9 protein-coding genes are annotated in these 19,394 nt (G+C 70.1%); 4 read left to right on the forward strand and 5 right to left on the reverse strand.

Going from position 1 to position 19,394, the window contains the following annotated elements; genetic code table 11:
* The gene (locus ACQQ2N_RS13265) at window positions 1-1,398 is read right to left on the reverse strand and encodes a GntP family permease (RefSeq protein WP_440222050.1); all 1,398 of its coding nucleotides are present in this window, start codon (window positions 1,396-1,398) and stop codon (window positions 1-3) included.
* Between the two features lie 192 nt (window positions 1,399-1,590).
* Between ACQQ2N_RS13265 and ACQQ2N_RS13270 the strand changes: the two genes are divergently transcribed.
* The 3 genes from ACQQ2N_RS13270 (at window position 1,591) to ACQQ2N_RS13280 (ending at window position 8,396) form a co-directional block, all read left to right on the forward strand.
* Window positions 1,591-3,837: a TonB-dependent receptor gene (locus ACQQ2N_RS13270; protein WP_440222051.1), complete on the forward strand. Its 2,247-nt coding sequence runs from the start codon at window positions 1,591-1,593 to the stop codon at window positions 3,835-3,837.
* Window positions 3,837-4,868 (forward strand): extracellular catalytic domain type 2 short-chain-length polyhydroxyalkanoate depolymerase, encoded by a 1,032-nt coding sequence (locus ACQQ2N_RS13275; protein ID WP_440222052.1) that lies wholly within the window; start codon window positions 3,837-3,839, stop codon window positions 4,866-4,868. Before ACQQ2N_RS13270 ends, ACQQ2N_RS13275 begins: the two co-directional genes overlap by 1 nt.
* A gap of 186 nt (window positions 4,869-5,054) precedes the next feature.
* Window positions 5,055-8,396: a hybrid sensor histidine kinase/response regulator gene (locus tag ACQQ2N_RS13280; RefSeq protein ID WP_440222053.1), complete on the forward strand. Its 3,342-nt coding sequence runs from the start codon at window positions 5,055-5,057 to the stop codon at window positions 8,394-8,396.
* Between the two features lie 192 nt (window positions 8,397-8,588).
* On the opposite strand, the gene ACQQ2N_RS13285 is transcribed toward ACQQ2N_RS13280, so the two are convergent.
* Both ACQQ2N_RS13285 and ACQQ2N_RS13290 read right to left on the reverse strand, forming a co-directional pair.
* Window positions 8,589-10,025, reverse strand: a complete 1,437-nt coding sequence (locus tag ACQQ2N_RS13285) for a choice-of-anchor J domain-containing protein (RefSeq protein ID WP_440222054.1) — start codon at window positions 10,023-10,025, stop codon at window positions 8,589-8,591.
* Window positions 10,026-10,313: 288 nt separating this feature from the next.
* A complete protein-coding gene (locus ACQQ2N_RS13290; RefSeq protein WP_440222055.1) occupies window positions 10,314-10,796 on the reverse strand; it encodes a YajQ family cyclic di-GMP-binding protein in 483 nt (160 codons plus the stop codon).
* A 339-nt stretch (window positions 10,797-11,135) separates the two neighbouring features.
* Here ACQQ2N_RS13290 and ACQQ2N_RS13295 point away from each other — a divergent pair, with 339 nt between their 5' ends.
* Entirely contained in the window at window positions 11,136-11,411 is a 276-nt protein-coding gene (locus ACQQ2N_RS13295) for a hypothetical protein (protein WP_440222056.1), read from the forward strand.
* A gap of 1 nt (window position 11,412) precedes the next feature.
* Here the strand turns inward: ACQQ2N_RS13295 and pbpC are convergent, their stop codons facing one another.
* A complete protein-coding gene (pbpC, locus tag ACQQ2N_RS13300) occupies window positions 11,413-13,809 on the reverse strand; it encodes a penicillin-binding protein 1C (protein ID WP_440222057.1) in 2,397 nt (798 codons plus the stop codon).
* A 108-nt stretch (window positions 13,810-13,917) separates the two neighbouring features.
* A complete protein-coding gene (locus ACQQ2N_RS13305) occupies window positions 13,918-18,903 on the reverse strand; it encodes an alpha-2-macroglobulin family protein (RefSeq protein WP_440222058.1) in 4,986 nt (1,661 codons plus the stop codon).
* Between the last annotated feature and the right edge of the window lie 491 nt (window positions 18,904-19,394).

The following is a 19,394-nucleotide window of genomic DNA, read 5'->3' on the forward strand; positions in this document are numbered from 1 at the left end:
TCAGACCAGTCCCGTGGCGTAGTAGAGGCCGATGATCACGAAGACCGCCGCGGTCTTCACGAGCGTGATCGCGAAGATGTCCTTGTAGCTCTGGCGGTGGCTGAGGCCGGTGACGGCGAGCAGCGTGATCACCGCGCCGTTGTGCGGGAGCGTGTCCATGCCGCCCGAGGCCATCGAGGCGACGCGGTGCAGCACCTCCATCGGAATGCCTGCGGCATTCGCGTTCGCGATGAAACTGTCGGCCATCGCCGCGAGCGCGATGCTCATGCCACCCGAGGCGGAGCCGGTGATGCCGGCCAGCGCGGTCACCGAGATCGCCTCGTTGACGAGCGGATCCGGAATCGCCTGCAGCGCCTGCGCGACGAGCAGGAAGCCGGGCAGGGCGGCGATGACGGCGCCGAAGCCGTACTCCGACGCCGTGTTCATCGACGCGAGCAGCGCGCCCGCGACCGCGTTGCGGCTGCCTTCGGCGAACGCGGCCATGACGTTGCGCCACGCGAACACGAGCACGGTCGCGATGCCGACCAGCAGCGCACCGAGCACGGCCCAGATCGCGGCGAGCTTCGGCACCTCCTGCACGACCGGTGCGGGCGAGCCGATCACCGCGGGCACGAACGCGTGGCTCGCGCCGTACAGCGTCGGGATCCACTGCGTGAACGCGTAGTTCGACACGCCGACCAGGATCAGCGGCAGGATCGCGACGAGCGGATGCGCGAGGCGGTCGCCGCGGAACGGTTCGGGTTCGTTGACGAGGCTGGTGCCGTAGCCCTCGCCCGCGCGCGCGGCGCTGCGGCGACGCCACTCGAGGTAGACCATGCCGACGCACAGGATGAACACGCCGCCGAGCGTGCCGAGGATCGGTGCGGCCCAGCCGGTCGTGCCGAAGAACGCGGTCGGGATGATGTTCTGGATCTGCGGCGTACCGGGCAGCGCGTCCATCGTGAACGTGAACGCGCCGAGCGCGATCGTGCCCGGGATGAGGCGCTTGGGGATGTCGCTCTGGCGGAACAGCTCGGCCGCGAACGGGTACACCGCGAACACCACCACGAACAGCGACACGCCGCCGTAGGTGAGCAGCGCGCAGACCAGCACGATCGACAGCATCGCGCGCTGCGCGCCGACCACGCGGATCGTCGCCGCGACGATCGATTTCGAGAAGCCCGAGATCTCGATGAGCTTGCCGAACACCGCGCCGAGCACGAACACGGGGAAGTACAACTTGAGGAAGCCGACCATCTTGTCCATGAACAGGCCGGTGAACATCGGCGCGACCAGCGACGGATCGGTCAGCAGCACGGCACCCAGCGCGGCGATCGGCGCGAACAGGATGACGCTATAGCCGCGGTAGGCCACGAACATGAGGAAGGCCAGGGCGGCCAGCACGATCAACAGGGACATCCGACGCTCCGCGGTGGCCGCGCGCGGCGACCCATGGCCGCGCAGTATCCGCAGCACCCGCGGCGGCGTCCCCTTGTACGAAGGTACAAGTGCCGGCCCGCATCGAACTGCCTAGGCTGCGCCCATTCCGTACGCGGCCGGATCGGTCGCGCGCGTCCACGAGAACGACAGAAAAACACGAGGGGGATCGCGATGAAGCGCACGCACTTGAGTCTGGCCATCGGCCTGTTGCTGGGCGCCTCCGCGCCCTTCGTCCACGCACAGGATGCGGCACCGGCCGCGCCGCAGGACGACGCCACGGAGACGCAGCGCCTCGACGGCGTCGTCGTCACCGCGCGCCGTCGCGAGGAGACGCTGCAGGAAGTGCCGATCGCGGTCAGCGCGTTCGGCGCCGACGACCTCGTCGAGATGCAGGCCAGCAACATCGACGGCCTGCAGGGCTCGGTGCCCAACATGAACATCGTGCAGGGCCGCGGCTCGTCGTCGTCGGTCAACGTGTTCATCCGCGGTATCGGCCAGCCCGATGCGCTGCAGACGTTCGATCCCGGTGTCGGCATGTACGTCGACGACGTCTACTACTCGCGCATCCAGGGCGCGCTGTTCAAGCTGTTCGACGTCGACCACATCGAGGTGCTGCGCGGCCCGCAGGGCACGCTGTACGGCAAGAATTCGACCGGCGGCGCGATCAAGGTCGTGACCAAGGAACCGGGCAGCGAAACCACGGGCAGCGTCGAGGTCACCGCGGGCAGCTACGGCCTGTTCGAGACCAAGGCCTACGTCGCCACGCCGCTCAGCGACACCTGGGGCCTCAGCGCCGCGCTGGTCGGCACCGGCAACGACGGCTACGTGAAGGATCCCGTCACCGGCAAGCGCTACAACGACGACGACACCAAGGCGATCCGCCTCAAGCTCGTCGGCAACCCGAGCGACACGTTCAAGGCGGTGTTCTCGGTCGACTACACGCACCAGGACGCGGCGCTCACGCTCGGCCATGCGGAGGCGCCGCTGATCCGCACCGACATTCCGGGCGGTCCGGTCGTGCTGCGCCCGGTCGATGCCGGCGACTACAACTACCGCACGCGCACCTCGTTCGATCCCGACCAGGGCCAGAAGCTCATCCACAAGGGCGCTTCGGCGGCGCTGACGTGGACGCCGTCGGATGCGTGGATGTTCAAGAGCATCACCGCCTACCGCGACCTCAGCTCGAAGGCCTTCATCGACATCGATGCCTCGCAGTTCTCGCTTGGCGACGTCTACGTCGGCATCGACCAGGACCAGTTCAGCCAGGAACTGCAGGCGCAGTACGACAACGGCGGCAACCTGCACGCGACCTACGGCCTGTACTTCATGCGCGAGCACGTGCCGTCGACGCAGTACGCGTGGGCGGACGACCTCTTCAGTCTCGGCGGCGTGCCGGCGACGTTCCTCCGCACGATCGGCGACGATCTCGAGACGCGCAGCGCGGCCGCCTACGGCCAGGTCAACTGGGAGTTCGCGCCGAGCTGGACCCTCGGTGCCGGCATCCGCTACACGCGCGAGACCAAGGACTACGAGCGCTCGACGAGCACGTTCTGGGGGCCGCCGCTGTCCTTGATCCTTCCGAACGGCACGGTCGCGTTCGACGCGAAGAAGACCTGGAACGCGGTCACGCCCTCGCTGAGCCTGCAGAAGGCCTTCAGCGACCAGCTCATGGGCTACGTCTCGGCCAACCGCGGCTTCAAGTCGGGCGGCTTCAACGGCCGCGCCAACGCCGCCGCCGAAGCGGCGCGTCCCGAGTTCGATCCCGAGTTCGTCTGGACCTACGAGATGGGCCTCAAGATGAGCTCGTCCGACGGTCGCCTGCTCGGCAGCGTCACCGCGTTCCACAGCAACTACGACGACTTCCAGGCGCGCGTGAGCGGCGAGGAAGCGGGCAGCTTCCCGGTGCTCAACGCGGCCAAGCTCAAGATCGACGGCGTCGAGTTCGAAGGCACCGCGCTGGTCGGCGAGGGCACGCGCCTGTCGGCGCAGGTCGGCTGGATGGACGCGCGCTACGACGAGTTCAACGATCCGCGCGTGCTCACCACGCCGGCGCTCGCGGGCCTGCACGACCACGTGCCGTTCTCGCCGAAGTGGACCGCGCGCCTCGCCGCGAGCCAGGTGTTCAGCCTCGGCGATTCGGGCAGCCTCACGTTCGGTGGCGACGTGTCTTACCGCGCCGACAGCTGGCTCAGCGTCGACAACCGAGACGTGCTCAAGCAGGACGCCTTCACGACGGCCGGCCTGTTCGGCATCTGGGACTCGCCGGACTACCGCTGGCAGCTGCGCGCCGGCGTGCGCAACCTGACCGACAAGCTCTACAAGACGGATGCGCAGGAGTTCTCGAGCGTCGGCAACATCCAGACGGCGTACTACGCGATGCCGCGCAACTACTACGTCACCGCGCGGTACAACTTCTGATGAACCACGTCCGCAACGCTGCCGCGGCCGGTTTCGCCGCGGCGATGCTGGCCTCGCTGTCGGCCTGCGGCGGTGCCGAGGCTCCGGCCTCGGCCCTGCCCACACTCAAGCTCGACGCTTCGCGCACGACCGTGTCGGGCCTGTCGTCGGGCGCGTACATGGCCACGCAGGTGCACCTCGCGTTCTCGGATCGCATCGCCGGTGCGGCGCTGCTCGCGGGCGGTCCCTACGGCTGTGCCGAAGGCAGTCTCGAGACCGCGCTCGGGCGTTGCATGAATCCCGCGCAGGGTGTCAGCGGTCCCGATGCGGCAGCGCTCGCCGCACGTGTTCGCGATCGTGCGGCCTCCGGTGCACTCGCGCCGCTGGCGGGACTCGAAGGCGATCGCGTGTTCGTGTTCCACGGCACGCTCGATACCACGGTCGGTGCCGGCGTCAGCGCGGCCTCGGCCGAGCTGTACCGCCAGCTCGGCGGTGCGGTCGTCGAGGAAGACGCCGCGCGTGCGATCGCGCACACGTTCCCGACCGAGTCGGCCGGCGCGGCCTGCGACAAGGCCGAATCGCCTTACCTCGGCAAGTGCGGTTTCGACGGTGCGCACGCGGTGTTCGCCGCGCTCGTGCCGTCACTCGCGGCGACGCCCGGTGCGGGCAACGGCGAGCTGCGCACGTTCGAGCAGGCGGCGTATGCCGACAAGGACAAGGCCCCGCATCTCGCGGAGAAGGGCTACCTCTACGTGCCCAAGGCCTGTGCGGCCGGCGAGACCTGCGCGCTGCACATCGCCTTCCACGGCTGCCAGCAGAACGTGGATGCGGTCGGTCAGGCCTTCGTCGCCGAGGCCGGCTACAACCGCTGGGCCGACGCTGCGAACGTGGTCGTGCTGTATCCTCAGGCGCAGGCGAGCTACGCGCCGCTCAATCCGAAGGCGTGCTGGGACTGGTGGGGCTACGGCGGTGCCGACTACGACACGCGCACGGGCGCGCAGCTTCGCTGGGTGGCCAACCTCGCGAAGGCGCTCGGCGCTCCCCTCGAGTGACGCGATGCTCCGCGGCAGGCATGCCGCGGAGCCTGCCGGCGTGACGACGGAGGCCGGCAGTGTGGTGGATGTGCCCGAGCCTCGTGTCGTGTTCTGCATGAACCACGATGGCCGCGTCGACCGGCGCGCGCATGATCGTCCCGCATCCCGCGTGCATCGCATGTCGAACATGCGCGCAGCCTCGCGATGTTGACCGATCTCGGCATCCTCGCCGCGGGCCTGCTCTGGCTCGGCCTGCTGTTCGGTGTCGCGCTCGTCGGTGACCGCCAGCCACGCATCCTCGCGCGGCACTGGTCGATCGTCTACGCGCTGTCGCTCGCGGTGTACTGCACCTCGTGGACGTTCTACGGCACGGTCACGCAGGCCTCGCGGTCGGGCTGGTGGATGCCGCCGACCTTCATCGGCACGATCCTGCTCTACGCGTTCGGCTTCGGCGTGCTCATGCGCCTCGTCGCGATCGCGCGCGCGCACCACAGCACCTCGATCGCCGACCTCGTCGCGATCCGCCTCGGTCGCAACCCGGTCATCGCGGCGCTGATCACGCTCGTCGCCGTGCTCGGCATCGTGCCGTACGTCGCGCTGCAGCTGAAGGCGGTCGCGATGAGCTACGGCATGCTCGCGCGGCGCCAGGAGCTCGCGGTCTCGGCCTGGCAGGACAGTGCGCTGTGGGTCGCGCTCGCGATGGCACTGTTCGCGATGCTGTTCGGCACCCGTCGCGCAAGCGCGATCGAGCACAACCGCGGCCTCGTGCTCGCGATGGCGTTCGAATCGCTGTTCAAGCTCGTCGCGATGCTCGCGCTCGGCGCACTCGTCGTCTCGGGCCTCGACCTGCCGGCCTCGACCGCCGTCGAACCGCCGCCGGCCGGCGGCGCGTCGGGTTTCGCGACGCTGGTCATGCTCGGTGCCCTCGCGACGTTCACGCTGCCGCACCAGTTCCACGCCGGCGTCGTCGAATGCCGCGATCCCGCGCACGTGCGCACGGCGCGCTGGCTGTTCCCGCTGTACATGCTCGTGGTCGCGCTGCCGATCCTGCCGCTCGCGCGCGCGGGCGATGCGCTGCTCGCGCCGGTCGGCGTGCCCTCGGATCTCTACGTGCTCGCGCTGCCGCTCGCGCAAGGCCACGACGGCCTCGCGCTCGTCGCGTTCCTCGGCGGCCTCAGCGCCGCGACGAGCATGGTCGTGGTCGCCACGCTCGCGCTGAGCCTCATGATCGGCAACCACTGGATCGCACCGTTGCGCGTGCGCTGGGGCTGGCGCCGCGCCGCCGGCGACCTGCGCGGCGAAGTGCTCGTGCAGCGCCGCATCATCATCCTGTGCGTCGTGCTCGCGGCGTGGATGTACAGCCGCGTGCTCGTCGCCAACGACGCGCTCGCCGACATCGGCGCGCTGTCGTTCTCGGCGCTCGCGGCGATCGCGCCGGGCGTGCTCGCCGCGGTCTACCGCCCGCAGATCGGTGCGCGTGCGGTCGGCGCCGGCCTCGTCGTCGGCACGCTCGTGTGGCTTTACGCTCTGCTGCTGCCGACGATCGCCGATGCCACGTCGCCGTGGATGCGCGAGGGGCCGTTCGGCCTCGCCTGGCTCGCGCCCGATCGCCTTTTCGGCCTCGACGACTGGAGCCGGCTCGGACGCGCCGTCGTCGCGAGCCTCGCCGCGAACCTCGCCGTGCTCGCGCTGGTTGCGCGTTCGCGCTTCGCGCATGCCGCCTCGACGCCGCGGCTCGGCGGCGTCGGCATCGACGAGCTGCGCGCACTCGCGACACGCTTCCTGCCGCCCGAGCAGGTCGCCACGCTGCTGCCGGCGGAAGGCGAGGGCATGCTCGCGCCGGAGGACACGGTCGCCGCGGTCGAGCACGAACTCGCCGCGGTGATCGGTGCGGCGTCGGCGCGCCTGCTGCTCACGGTCGCGCGGCGCGAGCAGGGTGCGGAACTCGAGACCGTCGCCGCGATCGTCGGCGAGGCCTCGCAGGACCTGCGTTTCAACCAGCGCGTGCTCGAGGCCGCGCTCGAGAACATGAGCCAGGGCATCAGCGTCGTCGACAAGGAGCTCGCCCTCGTCGCCTGGAATCGACCGTACGCGGCGCTGTTCGACTACCCGCCCGAGCTGCTGCGCGTCGGCGTGCCGGTGGCCGACCTCGTGCGCTGGAATGCGCGGCGTGGCCTCGCCGGCAATGACGAACTCGAGCATGAGGTCGGCAAGCGTCTTGCCCACATGCGTGCAGGCACGCCGTACGTCACCGAGCGCCGCTTCCCGGGCGACGACGACGGGCGCGTCGTCGAGATCCGCGGCAACCCGATGCCGGGCGGCGGTTTCGTCGCGACGTTCACCGACGTCACCGCGTTCCGTCGCAGCGAGACCGAACTCAAGCGCGTCGCCGAGACGCTCGAGCAGCGCGTCGGCGAGCGCACCGCCGAGCTCGCCTCGGCCAAGCGCGAGGCCGAGCGCGCGAACAAGGCGAAGGGCCGCTTCCTCGCCGCGGTTAGCCACGACCTCGCGCAGCCGCTCAATGCCGCGCACCTGTTCACGCACGCGCTCGCGCAACGCCTGCGTCACGAGGAGTACCGCGAGGCGCTCGGCCACATCGACGGTTCGCTGACCTCGGCCGAGGCGTTGCTGTCGGGCCTGCTCGACATGTCGCGCCTCGACAGCGGGCGCATGCAGGCGCAGCGGCGTGCGTTCGCGCTCGACGACTGGATGCGCGGCCTCGCCGCCGAGTTCCGCGTGCTCGCCGAGGAGCGCGGCCTCGGCCTGCACTGCATCCCGACGCGCGCCTGGGTCGACAGCGATCCGCAGCTGCTGCGCCGCGTCGTGCAGAACTTCCTCGCCAACGCGGTGCGCTACACGAGCCGCGGACGCATCGTGCTCGGTTGCCGGCGTCGTGGCACGTCGCTGTCGATCGAGGTCTGGGACACCGGTGTCGGCATCGCCGAGGCCGACCGCGGTCTCGTCTTCGAGGAATTCCGCCGCCTCGGCGACACGGGCGATGGCCTCGGTCTCGGCCTCGCGATCGCCGAGCGCATCGCGCGTCTGCTCGGCCATCCGTTGCGCCTGCGTTCGCGCGTCGGCCACGGCACGATGTTCGCGATCGAGGTGCCGCTCGCGGCGGCGAGCACGCCGTCACCGGTGCGCGCGGACGTCCCCGTGCCTGCCTTGCCGCGTAGCCGCGTGCTCGTCGTCGACAACGACGCCGCCGTGCTGCGCGCGATGCAGGCCTTGCTCGACGGCTGGCAATGCGACGTGCGTGCGGCGCGCACGCCCGAGCAGGCACTCGCCTCGTTCGAGCAGGACGGCGCCGACATCCTGCTGTTCGACTACCACCTCGATCACACGGTCACCGGACTCGACCTGCGCGAGGCGCTCGGCGCCGAGGCGCGTGCGCTGCCGTGTGCGATCATCACCGCCGACCACAGCGACGGCGTGCGTGACGCGGTCGCGGCTGCCGGCTGTCATCTGCTGCACAAGCCGCTCAAGCCGCTCGCGCTGCGCACGCTGATGGCGCGCATGCGCATGGTGGCGTCGGGGCACGTGTAGCGCAGGCTCGTTTCCGCCGAATCCTTCGCGTGAAGGGAGCGAAGGTCATGCGGGCCCGCCGGGAGAACGCCCTGGCGGTCACCGCCATGACGGCGTGCTGGTGCTCGACGCGACTCGCTTCGCGTATCCGTCGAGGTCTCGCGACTCGACACGTTCCGGAGCGACGGCATGCGCCGCCGCTCCGGTGCACGATCACACGGCGCGTCGGCGACGCGTCCATGCCGTCGCGAGCACGAGCAGTCCCGCGAGTACGGCGAGTGCGACGCGATCGAGCGTCGGCAGCGGCACGGCGTCGGGCGTGCCGCGCGGTGTCACCAACGCGGCCGTCGATGACACACCGTCCGCGTCATGCGTGCCGGTCGCGGACACCATGCCGGATGCCGCTGACGACGTTGCCTTGTCCGCCTGCGACTCGGCCACCGACGGCGATGCGATCGAGGTGCGCGCATCAACGCCGGTATCGGCCGTCGACGTCGCGATCGCCGCTCCCGTCGGTGTCGGCGGGACCTCGAAATCGTTCGCGAACAGCACGTCGGTATCCAGGGCGCAGGCGATGCCGACATCGTCGATATGGTCGTGACCGATCGTGCCGCCGCCGTTCGAGAGCGTGCAGACCTGGTGCGGGAAGCGCGGCGGCGACGCGATCGCCACCGCGTAGGTCGATCCCGAGGCGACGCTGTTGGGAAACACGAAGTTCGTCGCGTAGGCAGGGACGATCAACGTCTGGCTGCCGAGGGTCAGCCTAAGTCCCGAGCCGACGAGATCCGAGATCGTGCCACCGACGGTGAAACGGTCCGTCGTGCAGGCGATGCCGAGGAGGACATCCGACGTCGCCGTGCCGGTGCCCGCGTTGGTCGTGCACGTCTGGGACGGCGTGCCGGGTTGTGTCTCGACGGCGACGGTGTAGGCCGTGCCCGGCGCGACGTAACCCGGGAAGCGGAAGATGCCGTTCTGGCTGATCGCCATCGGCGCTCCGCCGTCAAGCGTGACGGTGAGACCGCTGCCGGTGAGGCCGCTCACGATGACGCCGATCGAGTACTCGGGTGGACCGGCCGTGTAGCTGACCGTGTCGAGGCCGATGAAGTCCGAATGTGCACCGCTCGGTCCGGCGCTCGTGACGTGATAGCGGAACGCGATGCGTCCCGAGCCCGAGTGCGGCAATCCCTCGGCGTGCGACAGCGTGAAGGACGTCCAGGTGGTCGGGTAGACGCCGAGCGCAAGATCGGGATTGATCGAGAGCAGCAGTCTCGAGAAGTCGCCGGTGCCGCTCGCGCCGCTGCCGACGTTCGTGCCCGCACCGTTGAGGCTGAGGCGCACCTCGATGCGGTCGGCGAAATTGTCGGGCAGCGACTTGCGCGTATGGAACGTGAAGGTCGCGCCGGCGCCGAAATCGAGCTCTGGCGTCACCAGCCAGTTGCTGATCGAGCCCGTACCGCCGGTGGTGTTGTTGAAGTTCGCGCTGATGAAGCTGTTGGCGCTGCCGGCGTGTGCATCGATGGGCCCTCCGTTGGCCACGCTCGGTCCTTGCGACCAGCCCGTGATGCCCACGGGCTGGCTGTTGTTCTGCTGGAACCATCCTCTGCCGGCGAGGAGCGCGATGTTCTCGAAGCCTTCCGAGAGCGATGACACGCGCGGTGCAGGGAGGGTTTCCGTCGTCGTCGACGTATTCGTGGAAGACGGTGCCGAGACGGTGTGGCCGCGCGAGCCCGTCTGGGCCGTGGCGTCCGTCATGGCGACAAGCGTGAGCAATGCGCAGAGCGCGTGATGGGGCGTTCGCATCGAGGGACTCCTTGTGGACATGGCGACGTACGCCTTGATCCAGCGAAGGAGAGTCGGTCGAACTATCACACGATCGGTGATCCGGGCTCCCGCAGGTCGTCCGTGGGACGTCGTGCCGCGTCCCGCAGGCGGCCGCGATCAGTCGCGGAAGTTCTCGTACTGCAGCGGCATCTCGACGTCGCTCTTGCGCAGGAACGCGATCGCGTCCTGCAGGTCGTCGCGCTTCTTGCCGTTGACGCGCAGCTGGTCGCCCTGGATCTGCGCCTGCACCTTGAGGCCCGAATCCTTGATGAGCTTGACGATCTTCTTGGCGAGCGTCTGGTCGATGCCCTGCTTGAGCGTGACCTTCTGGCGCGCGCTCGCGAGATTGGTCTCGGGCTCGGCGATGTCGGCGCAGCGGATGTCGATGCCGCGCGCGGCGAGGCGCTGCAGCAGCACGTCCTGCATCTGCTTGAGGCGGAACTCGGCATCGGCCTTCAGCGTGACCACGCCGTCGGCGAGTTCGAACGAGGCGCCGCTGCCCTTGAAGTCGAAGCGCTTGTCGAGCTCGCGGTTGGCCTGGTCCACGGCATTGGTGACTTCGTGGTCATCGAGCTTGGAGACGACGTCGAACGAGGGCATGGCGAGGCATCCGGAGGTGGGACCTGCCAGTTTAGCGCGCCGCTGCCGCGGGGTCCGCCAAGTGGATCGAGCTGCGTCCGATCCGAGCCAGGCTGCGAGCCGGGGTCAGGTTCATGTGTCCCGCGTTACTCACTCGAACGTGCCATCACGTCAGGACAAATGAACCTGACCCCATTCACCGGACCCCATTCACTTGCGCTGGCTTTACATCCGTTTGCGCGACGAGCGTCAACGGTGCGCGTGCGCCGGCGTTGAACACGGTGCAGCGGCCCACTCGCGCCGCCGCAACCGGTGCGCGATCATCGCGCGGCCGGCCCTGTCCCGAACCCGGAGAACCCCATGACGGTACGTCCCCTGCTGCTCGCCCTCGCCCTTGCGTCGACCACGTCGTTCGCGGCCGATCCCGCGCCGGCCACGCCCGCACCGGGCACCTTGCCCGAGCGCATGAAGAGCGCCGACGCGAACGGCGATGGCCTGCTCGACAAGGAGGAAGCCAAGGCCTTCCCGCGCCTGTCCAAGCGCTTCGACCAGATCGACACCGACAAGGACGGCAAGCTCTCGCCGGCCGAACTCGAAGCCGTGCGCGAGCGCGTCGCCGAGCGCCGCAAGCACTGAGTCAGCGCAGCACCTGCACGCCGACCTGCGCCCATGCGCCGGTCGGCGTCATCGCGGTGACCGTCTGTGCACCGGTGTCCGCGAAGGCATGTTCGAACGGCTGGCTGCCGCTCGTCTGTGCCTCGACACGACCGTTGACGAGCCAGGTCACCTCCTCGGTCGTGCCGAGGGCGCGCAGGCGCAGCATCGCGGGCTTGTCGCTGTTCGGCGCGCGTGCGATCGCGCCGCCGTCGTTGATGCCGTCGATGCGCAGCGACTGCGTCGCGTCGAGGCCGTCGGCAGTACATCCTGCCGCACGTGGCGGCAGGTTCGCGCGACGACGCTGCTCGCGGGACAGCCACGGGTACGCGAGAGCGGGCCAGCGTGCGACCTCGAGGCCGCGCTCCTCGGCCGCCGTGCATCCTGCGGTGAGGCGTGCGCCGGTCTTCGCGTCGACGCGCACGTGCACGAGTCCGCTGGTCCAGTGCGAAGCCTCGCGCTCGGGCAGCGTCGGCGGCACCACGCCGTCGAGGATCCAGGCCTTGCGCTTCTGGTGGCAGGTCGTCGCCGAAGCCGCATCGTAGGCGAGGCCGAGAGGCCAGCAGATCTCCGTCTCGGTCACCGATGACGGCGGCGCATCGGGCACCGCCGACAACGCCGCACGCGGCAGGCTGTCGACGACCTGGAACATGAGCGGCAACGCCGTGACCGCGCCGTACTGCCCTGGCAGCGGTGTGCCGTCGGGACGGCCGATCCACACCGCGACCGTGTGCCGGCGCGTGCCGCCGATCGCCCAGGCATCGCGGAAGCCGTAGCTCGTGCCGGTCTTCCACGCCACGCGCGGCTTGGCGCCGGTGTCGAACGTGTCGGCGCGGTAACCCGGGCGTGGGTTCGCCTCGAGCATCTCGCGCACGATCCACGCGGCACCTTCCGAGAGCACGCGGCGATCCTGCTGCGGGGCGTCGTTCGTGTAGCGCACGCGTCCGCCGACGCCCTTGCGGTTGAGCGAGGCGTAGGCGCCGACGAGATCCTCCATGCGCACGCCGGTGCCGCCGAGGATCACCGACAGGTTCGGCACCACGCCGCGCGGCAGGCGCAGCGTGAGACCCGTGTTGGCGAGACGCGCCGCGAAACGCACGGGGCCGACGCGATCGAGCAGGTCGACCGCGGGCACGTTGAGCGACAGCCGCAACGACTCGGCCGCACCGACCGGGCCGTTGAAGGCCATGTCGAAGTTGCCGGGACGGTAGCTGCCGAACGACTGCGGCGCGTCGACGAGCAGGCTTTCGGAATGGATGAGGCCGTCGTCGAGCGCGAGCCCGTACAGGAACGGCTTGAGCGTCGAACCCGGCGAGCGCCATGCGCGCACCATGTCGACGTGGCCGAGGCGCGCCTCGTCGCCGAACGTGGCCGAGCCGACGTAGGCGCGTGCGGCGAGGTCGGCGTTGTCGACGACGAGCAGTGCCGCCGAGGTGCGCTCGGGCAGCCGCGCGAGGTAGTCGCGCACGCGGCCTTCGAGCGCGCGCTGCAGCTCGATGTCGATCGTCGTCTCGATGCGCCGCGCGCGCGGTTGCGCGCTGCGCAGGCGTTCGGCGAGCAGCGCCGCGCTGAGCGGCGGTTCGAGCGTGCGTGCGACGACGCTCTCGACGCGCGCGTCGTGCACCTGCGCGGGCGTCCACACGCCGAGCGCGACCATGCGGTCGAGCACCTTGTCGCGCGCGGCGCGTGCGCGCTCGGGTTCGCGGTCCGGGCGCAACCGGCTCGGCGCCTGCGGCAACACCGCGAGCAGCGCGGCCTCGGCATGCGAGAGCCGGCGCGCCGACTTGCCGAGGTAGGCCCACGACGCGGCCTCGACGCCTTGCAGCGTGCCGCCGAACGGCGCGCGGTCGAGGTACAGCGTGAGGATCTCGCGCTTGGACAGGTGCGCCTCGAGCTGCAGCGCACGCAAGGCCTGGCGCAGCTTGCCGCCGAGGCTGCGCGACTGCGGCTCGAGGATGCGCGCGACCTGCATCGTCAACGTCGAGCCGCCCGAGACGATGCGGCGGTTCGCGACCATCTGGCCGAGCGCACGCGCGGCGGCGACCGGATTGATGCCGGGATGCCGGTAGAACCAGCGGTCCTCGTAGCCGAGCAGCGCATCGAGGTAGAGCGGCGAGACGTCGTCGGGCGTGACCGGATAGCGCCAGATGCCTTCGGCATCGGCGAACGCACGCAGCGGCGTGCCGTCGCGCGCGAGCACCACCGTGCTGCCGCCCGAGTCGGTCGGCAGCGGCAGCGGGAACAGCCGATCGAGCACGAACGCGGCCACGAGCAGCACGGCGATCGTGATGCCGATGCGGCGCATCCATCGGCGCAGGCGCGGGAATCGACGCGGCGTCGCGGCGTCGTGCGTGGCCGCGGTGTCGGGGCTCGCGGTCATGCGTGTGCGGAAGGTCGTGACGGGGCGGGGAGGGCGGTGATGCGGCGAGCCATCATCTGCATCGCACAGGCCCGCCGCCGGCACAGGGCCGGCGGCGGGTGGCGTGGATCAGGGCTTGCCGACCGTCACGCTGGTGACGCTGCTGCGGCCGATGCCGCGGACCTCGGGACGGTACATGTCCTCGACCAGCGGCGGCGGCACGAGGAACGTGCCCGGCGAGACCGCACGCACGAGGTAGAACACGTTCGCCTGCTGGCCCTGGTCGAGCTTGAGCGCGGCCACGTAGCGGTCGTCGCGGAACTCCTCGTGCTGCACGTCGGCGGCGCTGCTGCGGTCGCTCAGCGTGATGCCGTTGACGACCACGTCGGCCCACTGCTTGGCGTCGGTGAGGTTGAAGTTCTCGATCTCGAGGCCGCCCGGCAGCAGGTCGACGAGCAGCGCGTCGGGCATCGCCTCGCGCGCCTCGATGCGCAGGCCGACGATGAGGCCGTCGCCTTCCTTGAGCGGCGCGACCTGCCACGGCTTGCCGTCCAGCGTGTAGTAGCTGCGCTGGATGAACACCTTGCTGTCGTCGATCGCAGGCGCCGTGCGCGGCACGCCGGCGATGTCGATCGAGGCATACAGCGGCGGGTTGCCCTGCGGCGTCATGCGCACGCCGGCACGCAGCGCGGCGGCGTCGAAGCCGCGGCTCCAGATGCGGTCCGGCGTGACCGGGGTCGCGGTGCCGCCGATCTCGAGGCTGCCCGACACCACCGCGTCGCCGTCGGCGATGAGGTTCTTGCCGAGGCGCGCGATCGCGATCTGCTCCTGGGTGCTGAGGTAGAGGCGAGCGGTGCCACCCCAGCGTTGCGCGGACTGCTCGCCCTGGCGCTGCTCGACCTTGAGCGAACGCGCGAGGTCGAACACGCGTGCACCGTACTCGGGCTTCGAAAGGCCGTGGCGCTGCACGAGCGAGACCATCAGCGCGGTGTCGCGCAGGTCCGAGCCGTAGTCGCCGAGCCAGCGCGGGCGCTTGACGTCCTTCGCGAACGCTTCCTCGACAGCTTTCTCGGCGCGCGGCGCGTCGCCCATGAGCTTGAGCGCGACGCCGAGCTGCGCGAGCGGCAGCGCGGTCAGCGACTTCTGGCGCTCGTTGTCGAACAGCACGCGCAGCGTGCCGAGCGGCGCGCGGTTGACGCGGGCGAGCACGTAGGCCGACCATGCCTGGCCGGCGAAGCGCAGGTGGTCGGAGTTGTCGTAGCCGTAGTACGGGTTGCCGCCCGAGAGCAGGTCGTCCGACAGGCGCTTGAGCGCCTTCTGCAGCATCTCCTCGGGCACCACGAAACCCTCGTCGCGCGCATCGAGCAGGAACTCGGTGACGTACGGCGTGATGTACGTGTTGACGCCGGTGTCGCCGCCCCACATCGAGAAGTGACCCGTGCCGGCCTGCATCGAGGCGATGCGGCCGATCGCACCTTCGATGCGCTGGCGGCGCGTGTCTGCGTCGAGGCCGTCGACGTGCAGCTTCTCGGCCGTCGACGCATCGAGGATCAGCGCGGCGAAGCCCTTGCTCGTGGTCTGCTCGACGCAGCCGTACGGGTACTTGAGCAGGTCGGTCAGCGCGGCCGCGAACGGCAGCGGCGGCAGCGCGCTGACGGTCATGCGCGCGCTGACCGAATCCGCGATGAGGCCGTCGAGCGCACCTGCGCCGAGCGTGATCGGCGCGAGCGTGTCGAGCGACTGCGGCGTCGAACGCATGATCGACGGCCAGCCCGCGCGCACGACCATCTCGAACGCACGGCGGATGCGGATCGCCTCGCCGGCCTGGTCGGTCGAATCGGCCTCGACACGCACCGTGCCGACGCCGTAGCCCTCGAGCGCGGTCAGCGGTACGTTGATCGTCTTCTTGGCGTTGTCGGCGAGCGTCACCGTCTGTTCGCCGTCGCGCACCGCGATCGGCTTGTCGGCGAGCACGCGCACGCGGAACGAGCGCTCGGCGCCCGAGAAGTTCTGCAGGTCGAGCGTGACCGTGGACTGGTCGCCCGGCGCGAGCACGCGCGGCGTGCTGATCTCGGCCACGAGCGGCGCGCGCACGACGGTCTCGGCATCGGTGCTGCCGTAGCGGTCCTCGGCGAACGCGACCGCGGTCACGCGCAGCGTGCCGTTGAAGTCGGGCACCTCGAGGGCGATCTTGGCATTGCCCTGCGCATCGAGTTCGACCGCACCCGAGAACAGGTCCACGGTGAGCACCTTGGCGGTCGGGCGACGTGCCTGCGGCAGCGCGTCGAGCGCCATGTCGCCGCCGTAGCGCAGTTTCGCGGTGCCGCCTTCGAAGCTCTCGATGACGCGGCCGTAGAGGTCGTACGCATCGACGCCGAGGCGGCGCTGCGCGAAGAACCATCCGATCGGGTCGGGACGTGCGAAGCGCGTGATGTTGAGGATGCCGACGTCGACCGCCGACACCGTCACCTGCGCGGTCTTGCCGGCCAGCGCGGGCACCTTGACCGTCACCGGCAGCGTCGTCTGCGGCTTCATGAGCTGCGGCGCCTCGATCTGCACCTCGACCTTGCGGTCGCTGCGGTCCATCGGGATGAAGGCCTCGCCGACCGCACGCGCGGGCGTGATGCGCTCGGCCGCCGAACCGCCGCGGAACACCAGCGCGGTCAGGTAGACGTCGTGGCGCTCCCACTCCTCGGTGACCGGGATCTCGAAGGTGCTGCCGGCCTTGGCGTCGATGTTGCGCGTGTAGAGCATCTTGTCGGATTCGACGATCAGCACGCCGGGGCCGTTGTGCGGCGGCGTCAGCGTGACCTTGAGCGTGTCGCCCGCGCGATAGCTCTGCTTGTCGAGCGCGAGCTTGACCTTGTCCGGGCGCGCCTCGTCGCCGCGGTTGTCGTCGTTCCAGCTCCAGCCTGCGGTGAACGGGAAGCGCGTGACCAGGCCCGTGGCCGGGTCGAGGATCTCGACGCGGTAGCCGCCCCATTCGACGTCGACGTCGAAGCGGATCGCCTTGCCGGCCTCGGCATCGAGCTCGCGCGTCTGCGCGGTCTCGTAACGCTCGTTGTAGTTGAAGCGCCAGCCGCTCTCGCGGTCCCACACCCAGTGGTAGTCGCGGCGCTCGCGCACGAGCGTGAGCTTGAGGCCCTTGCCGTCAAGCAGGTCGCCCGCGGCGTTGCTGCGCACGAGCTCGAAGCCGGCGCGGCTGTTCGCGCTGGCGCCGTCCTTGACGTCGAACAACGGGCGCACGCCGACCAGCGCGTCGGCCGGCCACACGGTGCGCACGAGCGAACGCGTGACGGTACGGCCGCCGGTCTCGTAGAGGCTGCCTGCGACGACGGCCGAGACGGGCGCCTTCACGTTGCCGTCCTCGAGCACGGTCACGTCCTCGGTGTGGGCGCCGGCTTCGTCGAGCTCGGCGTCGATGATGTCCTTGGCTTCCTTCGGCAGCTCGATCGTCGGATCACCGAAGAAGAAATCCTTCTTGCTCGCGACCGGGTGCACGTCGGGCGCGAGCGTGAGGCGCGCGCTGAAGCGGTTGCCCGAAGCGGGCGCGCCGTAGAGGTAGTCGCCCTGCACCTCGAGCTTGAGCGGCTCGCCGGGCTTGAGCTGCTCCTGCGCGGTCTTGAGGTCGAGCTTCATGCGCTCGGGCAGGAACTCCTCGATGCGCAGCGTCATGCCCTGGGTGGCTTCCTTGCTGCCCGGGTCGAGGCGGAACTCGACCTGCCAGCGGCCGGTCGGCGCATCGGCCGGGATCTCGCGCGACCACTCGAAGTAGCCGAGCGACTTCGGCTCGAGCTTGGCCTCGGCGTAGAGGCGGCCGTCGGGCTGCTTGAGCGTCACGAACAGCGGCTGCGGCTTGATCGCGCGGCCGTCGTTGTCGCGCAGCAACGCGGACAGGCGCACGGTCTCGCCCGGGCGGTAGAGGTCGCGGCCGCTCCATGCGAACACGTCGAACCAGGCCTGGCGGCGGCCGGCGACGTCGAAATCGGAAAGATCCAGCGCGGGCTGGTTGAACGGCACCAGCGACACGTCGCGGCCCGAGCGCGCGACGAGCACGTGCTCGGCCTTGAGCGTGTACGACAGCAGCGCGTTGCCGCTCTCGTCGGCCTTGCCGCTCGCGACCGTCTCGCCCTTGCCGTCGAGCACGTGGAACTCGACGCCGCCGATCGCGTCGCCGCTCTTGAGCGAGGCCGCGTGCACGAACAGCGAATCCTTGTAGGCGCGCGTGTGCACGCCGATGTCGCTGACGAAGAAGAAGCTCGTCTCGAGCTCGTCGCGGAACGTGCCCGCCTGGCGCAGCGTCGCGAAGTACAGGCCCGGCTTGGCGAGTTCGTTGATGTTCTGGATCGGCAGGTAGTTGAGCGCGCGCTCGTTCTCCTTGCCCGCGAGCAGGAAGCGGTTGGCGTAGACGGAGTCCGCGATCTGCGCGACCGGCCTGCCCTCGCGACCGTACCAGCCGTACTGCGGATCGAGGTCCCACGAGCCGCGGCGGCCGTTCTTCTGGTACGCGGCGAAGAAGTTCGCGACCTCGTCGTCGCGCACGCGCAGGAACTCGACGTCCACTTCGTTGACGTTGACCGACACGACCGGCAGGCCGCGCGTCTCGCGCGCGGGCAGCACGCTGCCGTGCGCGGCGAAGCCGGCGGCGGGTTCGAGCGGGCCGGTGTAGACGTCCTTCGTGGCCTCGTTGCCGAGCGTCTTGCCGTCGGCGGCGGCGAGGCCAGGCTTGAGGCGCACCGTGTAGTTCGCGTTGGCCTGGATGTACGGGAAGCGCAGCGTCTTCGCATCCTCGTCGAGGCCCCAGCTGCCGGTCACGGCGGCGCCCTTCGAGTCGGTGACCGCGATGAGGTCGTCGAACGACTGCGAGCCCGCGACGGCCTGCGTGAACTCGATCGCGAGCGCGAGCTGGCCCTGGTGCTGCTCGGCGCGCGCCGAGGCGATCGCGAACCCGGCCGTGGCGGCCGGCGTCGCGGCCTCGGCCTGCACGGGGGGCTTGCCTCCCTGCAGATCGGGCACGCCCGACGGTGGCTTGCCGCATCCGGCGAAGAGGAGGAGCGACACGACGGCAGCAGCACCGACGCGACCGAGGCGCAGCACGGACGAGCGAGAGATCATCACGGATACCTTCCAGGTGAGGCGTGCAGGATCAGGCGGCGCCGCAACGGCTCCGCTCCCCGCACGAAGTATAGCGGGCGGGTTGTGGCGGCCTTCGGGCGGCGTCGTGCGCGTGGGGTGGCGTTCGCAGTGGGGGTGTGGCGTGGTTCACGGTTCGGGCGAGGCTGTGGCGCGCGATGGCGTGCCGGTCCGCGGCTTCCTCCGGCAGCCGTGCGCGGTTAGAGTCGGGGCGCGAACAGGCACCGGCCCCGACGGCCTCCTGTCACGGACCGTCGAGGTCCGTGCGAAGTGACGCGCTTCGTCGAAGCCGGTTCGGGCGTCGTCGGTTGGCCATCGGCAAGGAGCAGGGCATGGCATCGGGACATGACGTAACGATCATCTGCGCGCCATGCGGTGCTTCTGTCGGGCTGTGCCAGACGCGCTCACCGCTGTGGATGCTAAATCTGGCAGAGCTTTCAATGGCTTACTGGGTGATAGATAAGGCTGCACCG

This window comes from Dokdonella aquatica (genome assembly GCF_051987395.1).
Classification (GTDB): domain Bacteria; phylum Pseudomonadota; class Gammaproteobacteria; order Xanthomonadales; family Rhodanobacteraceae; genus Dokdonella.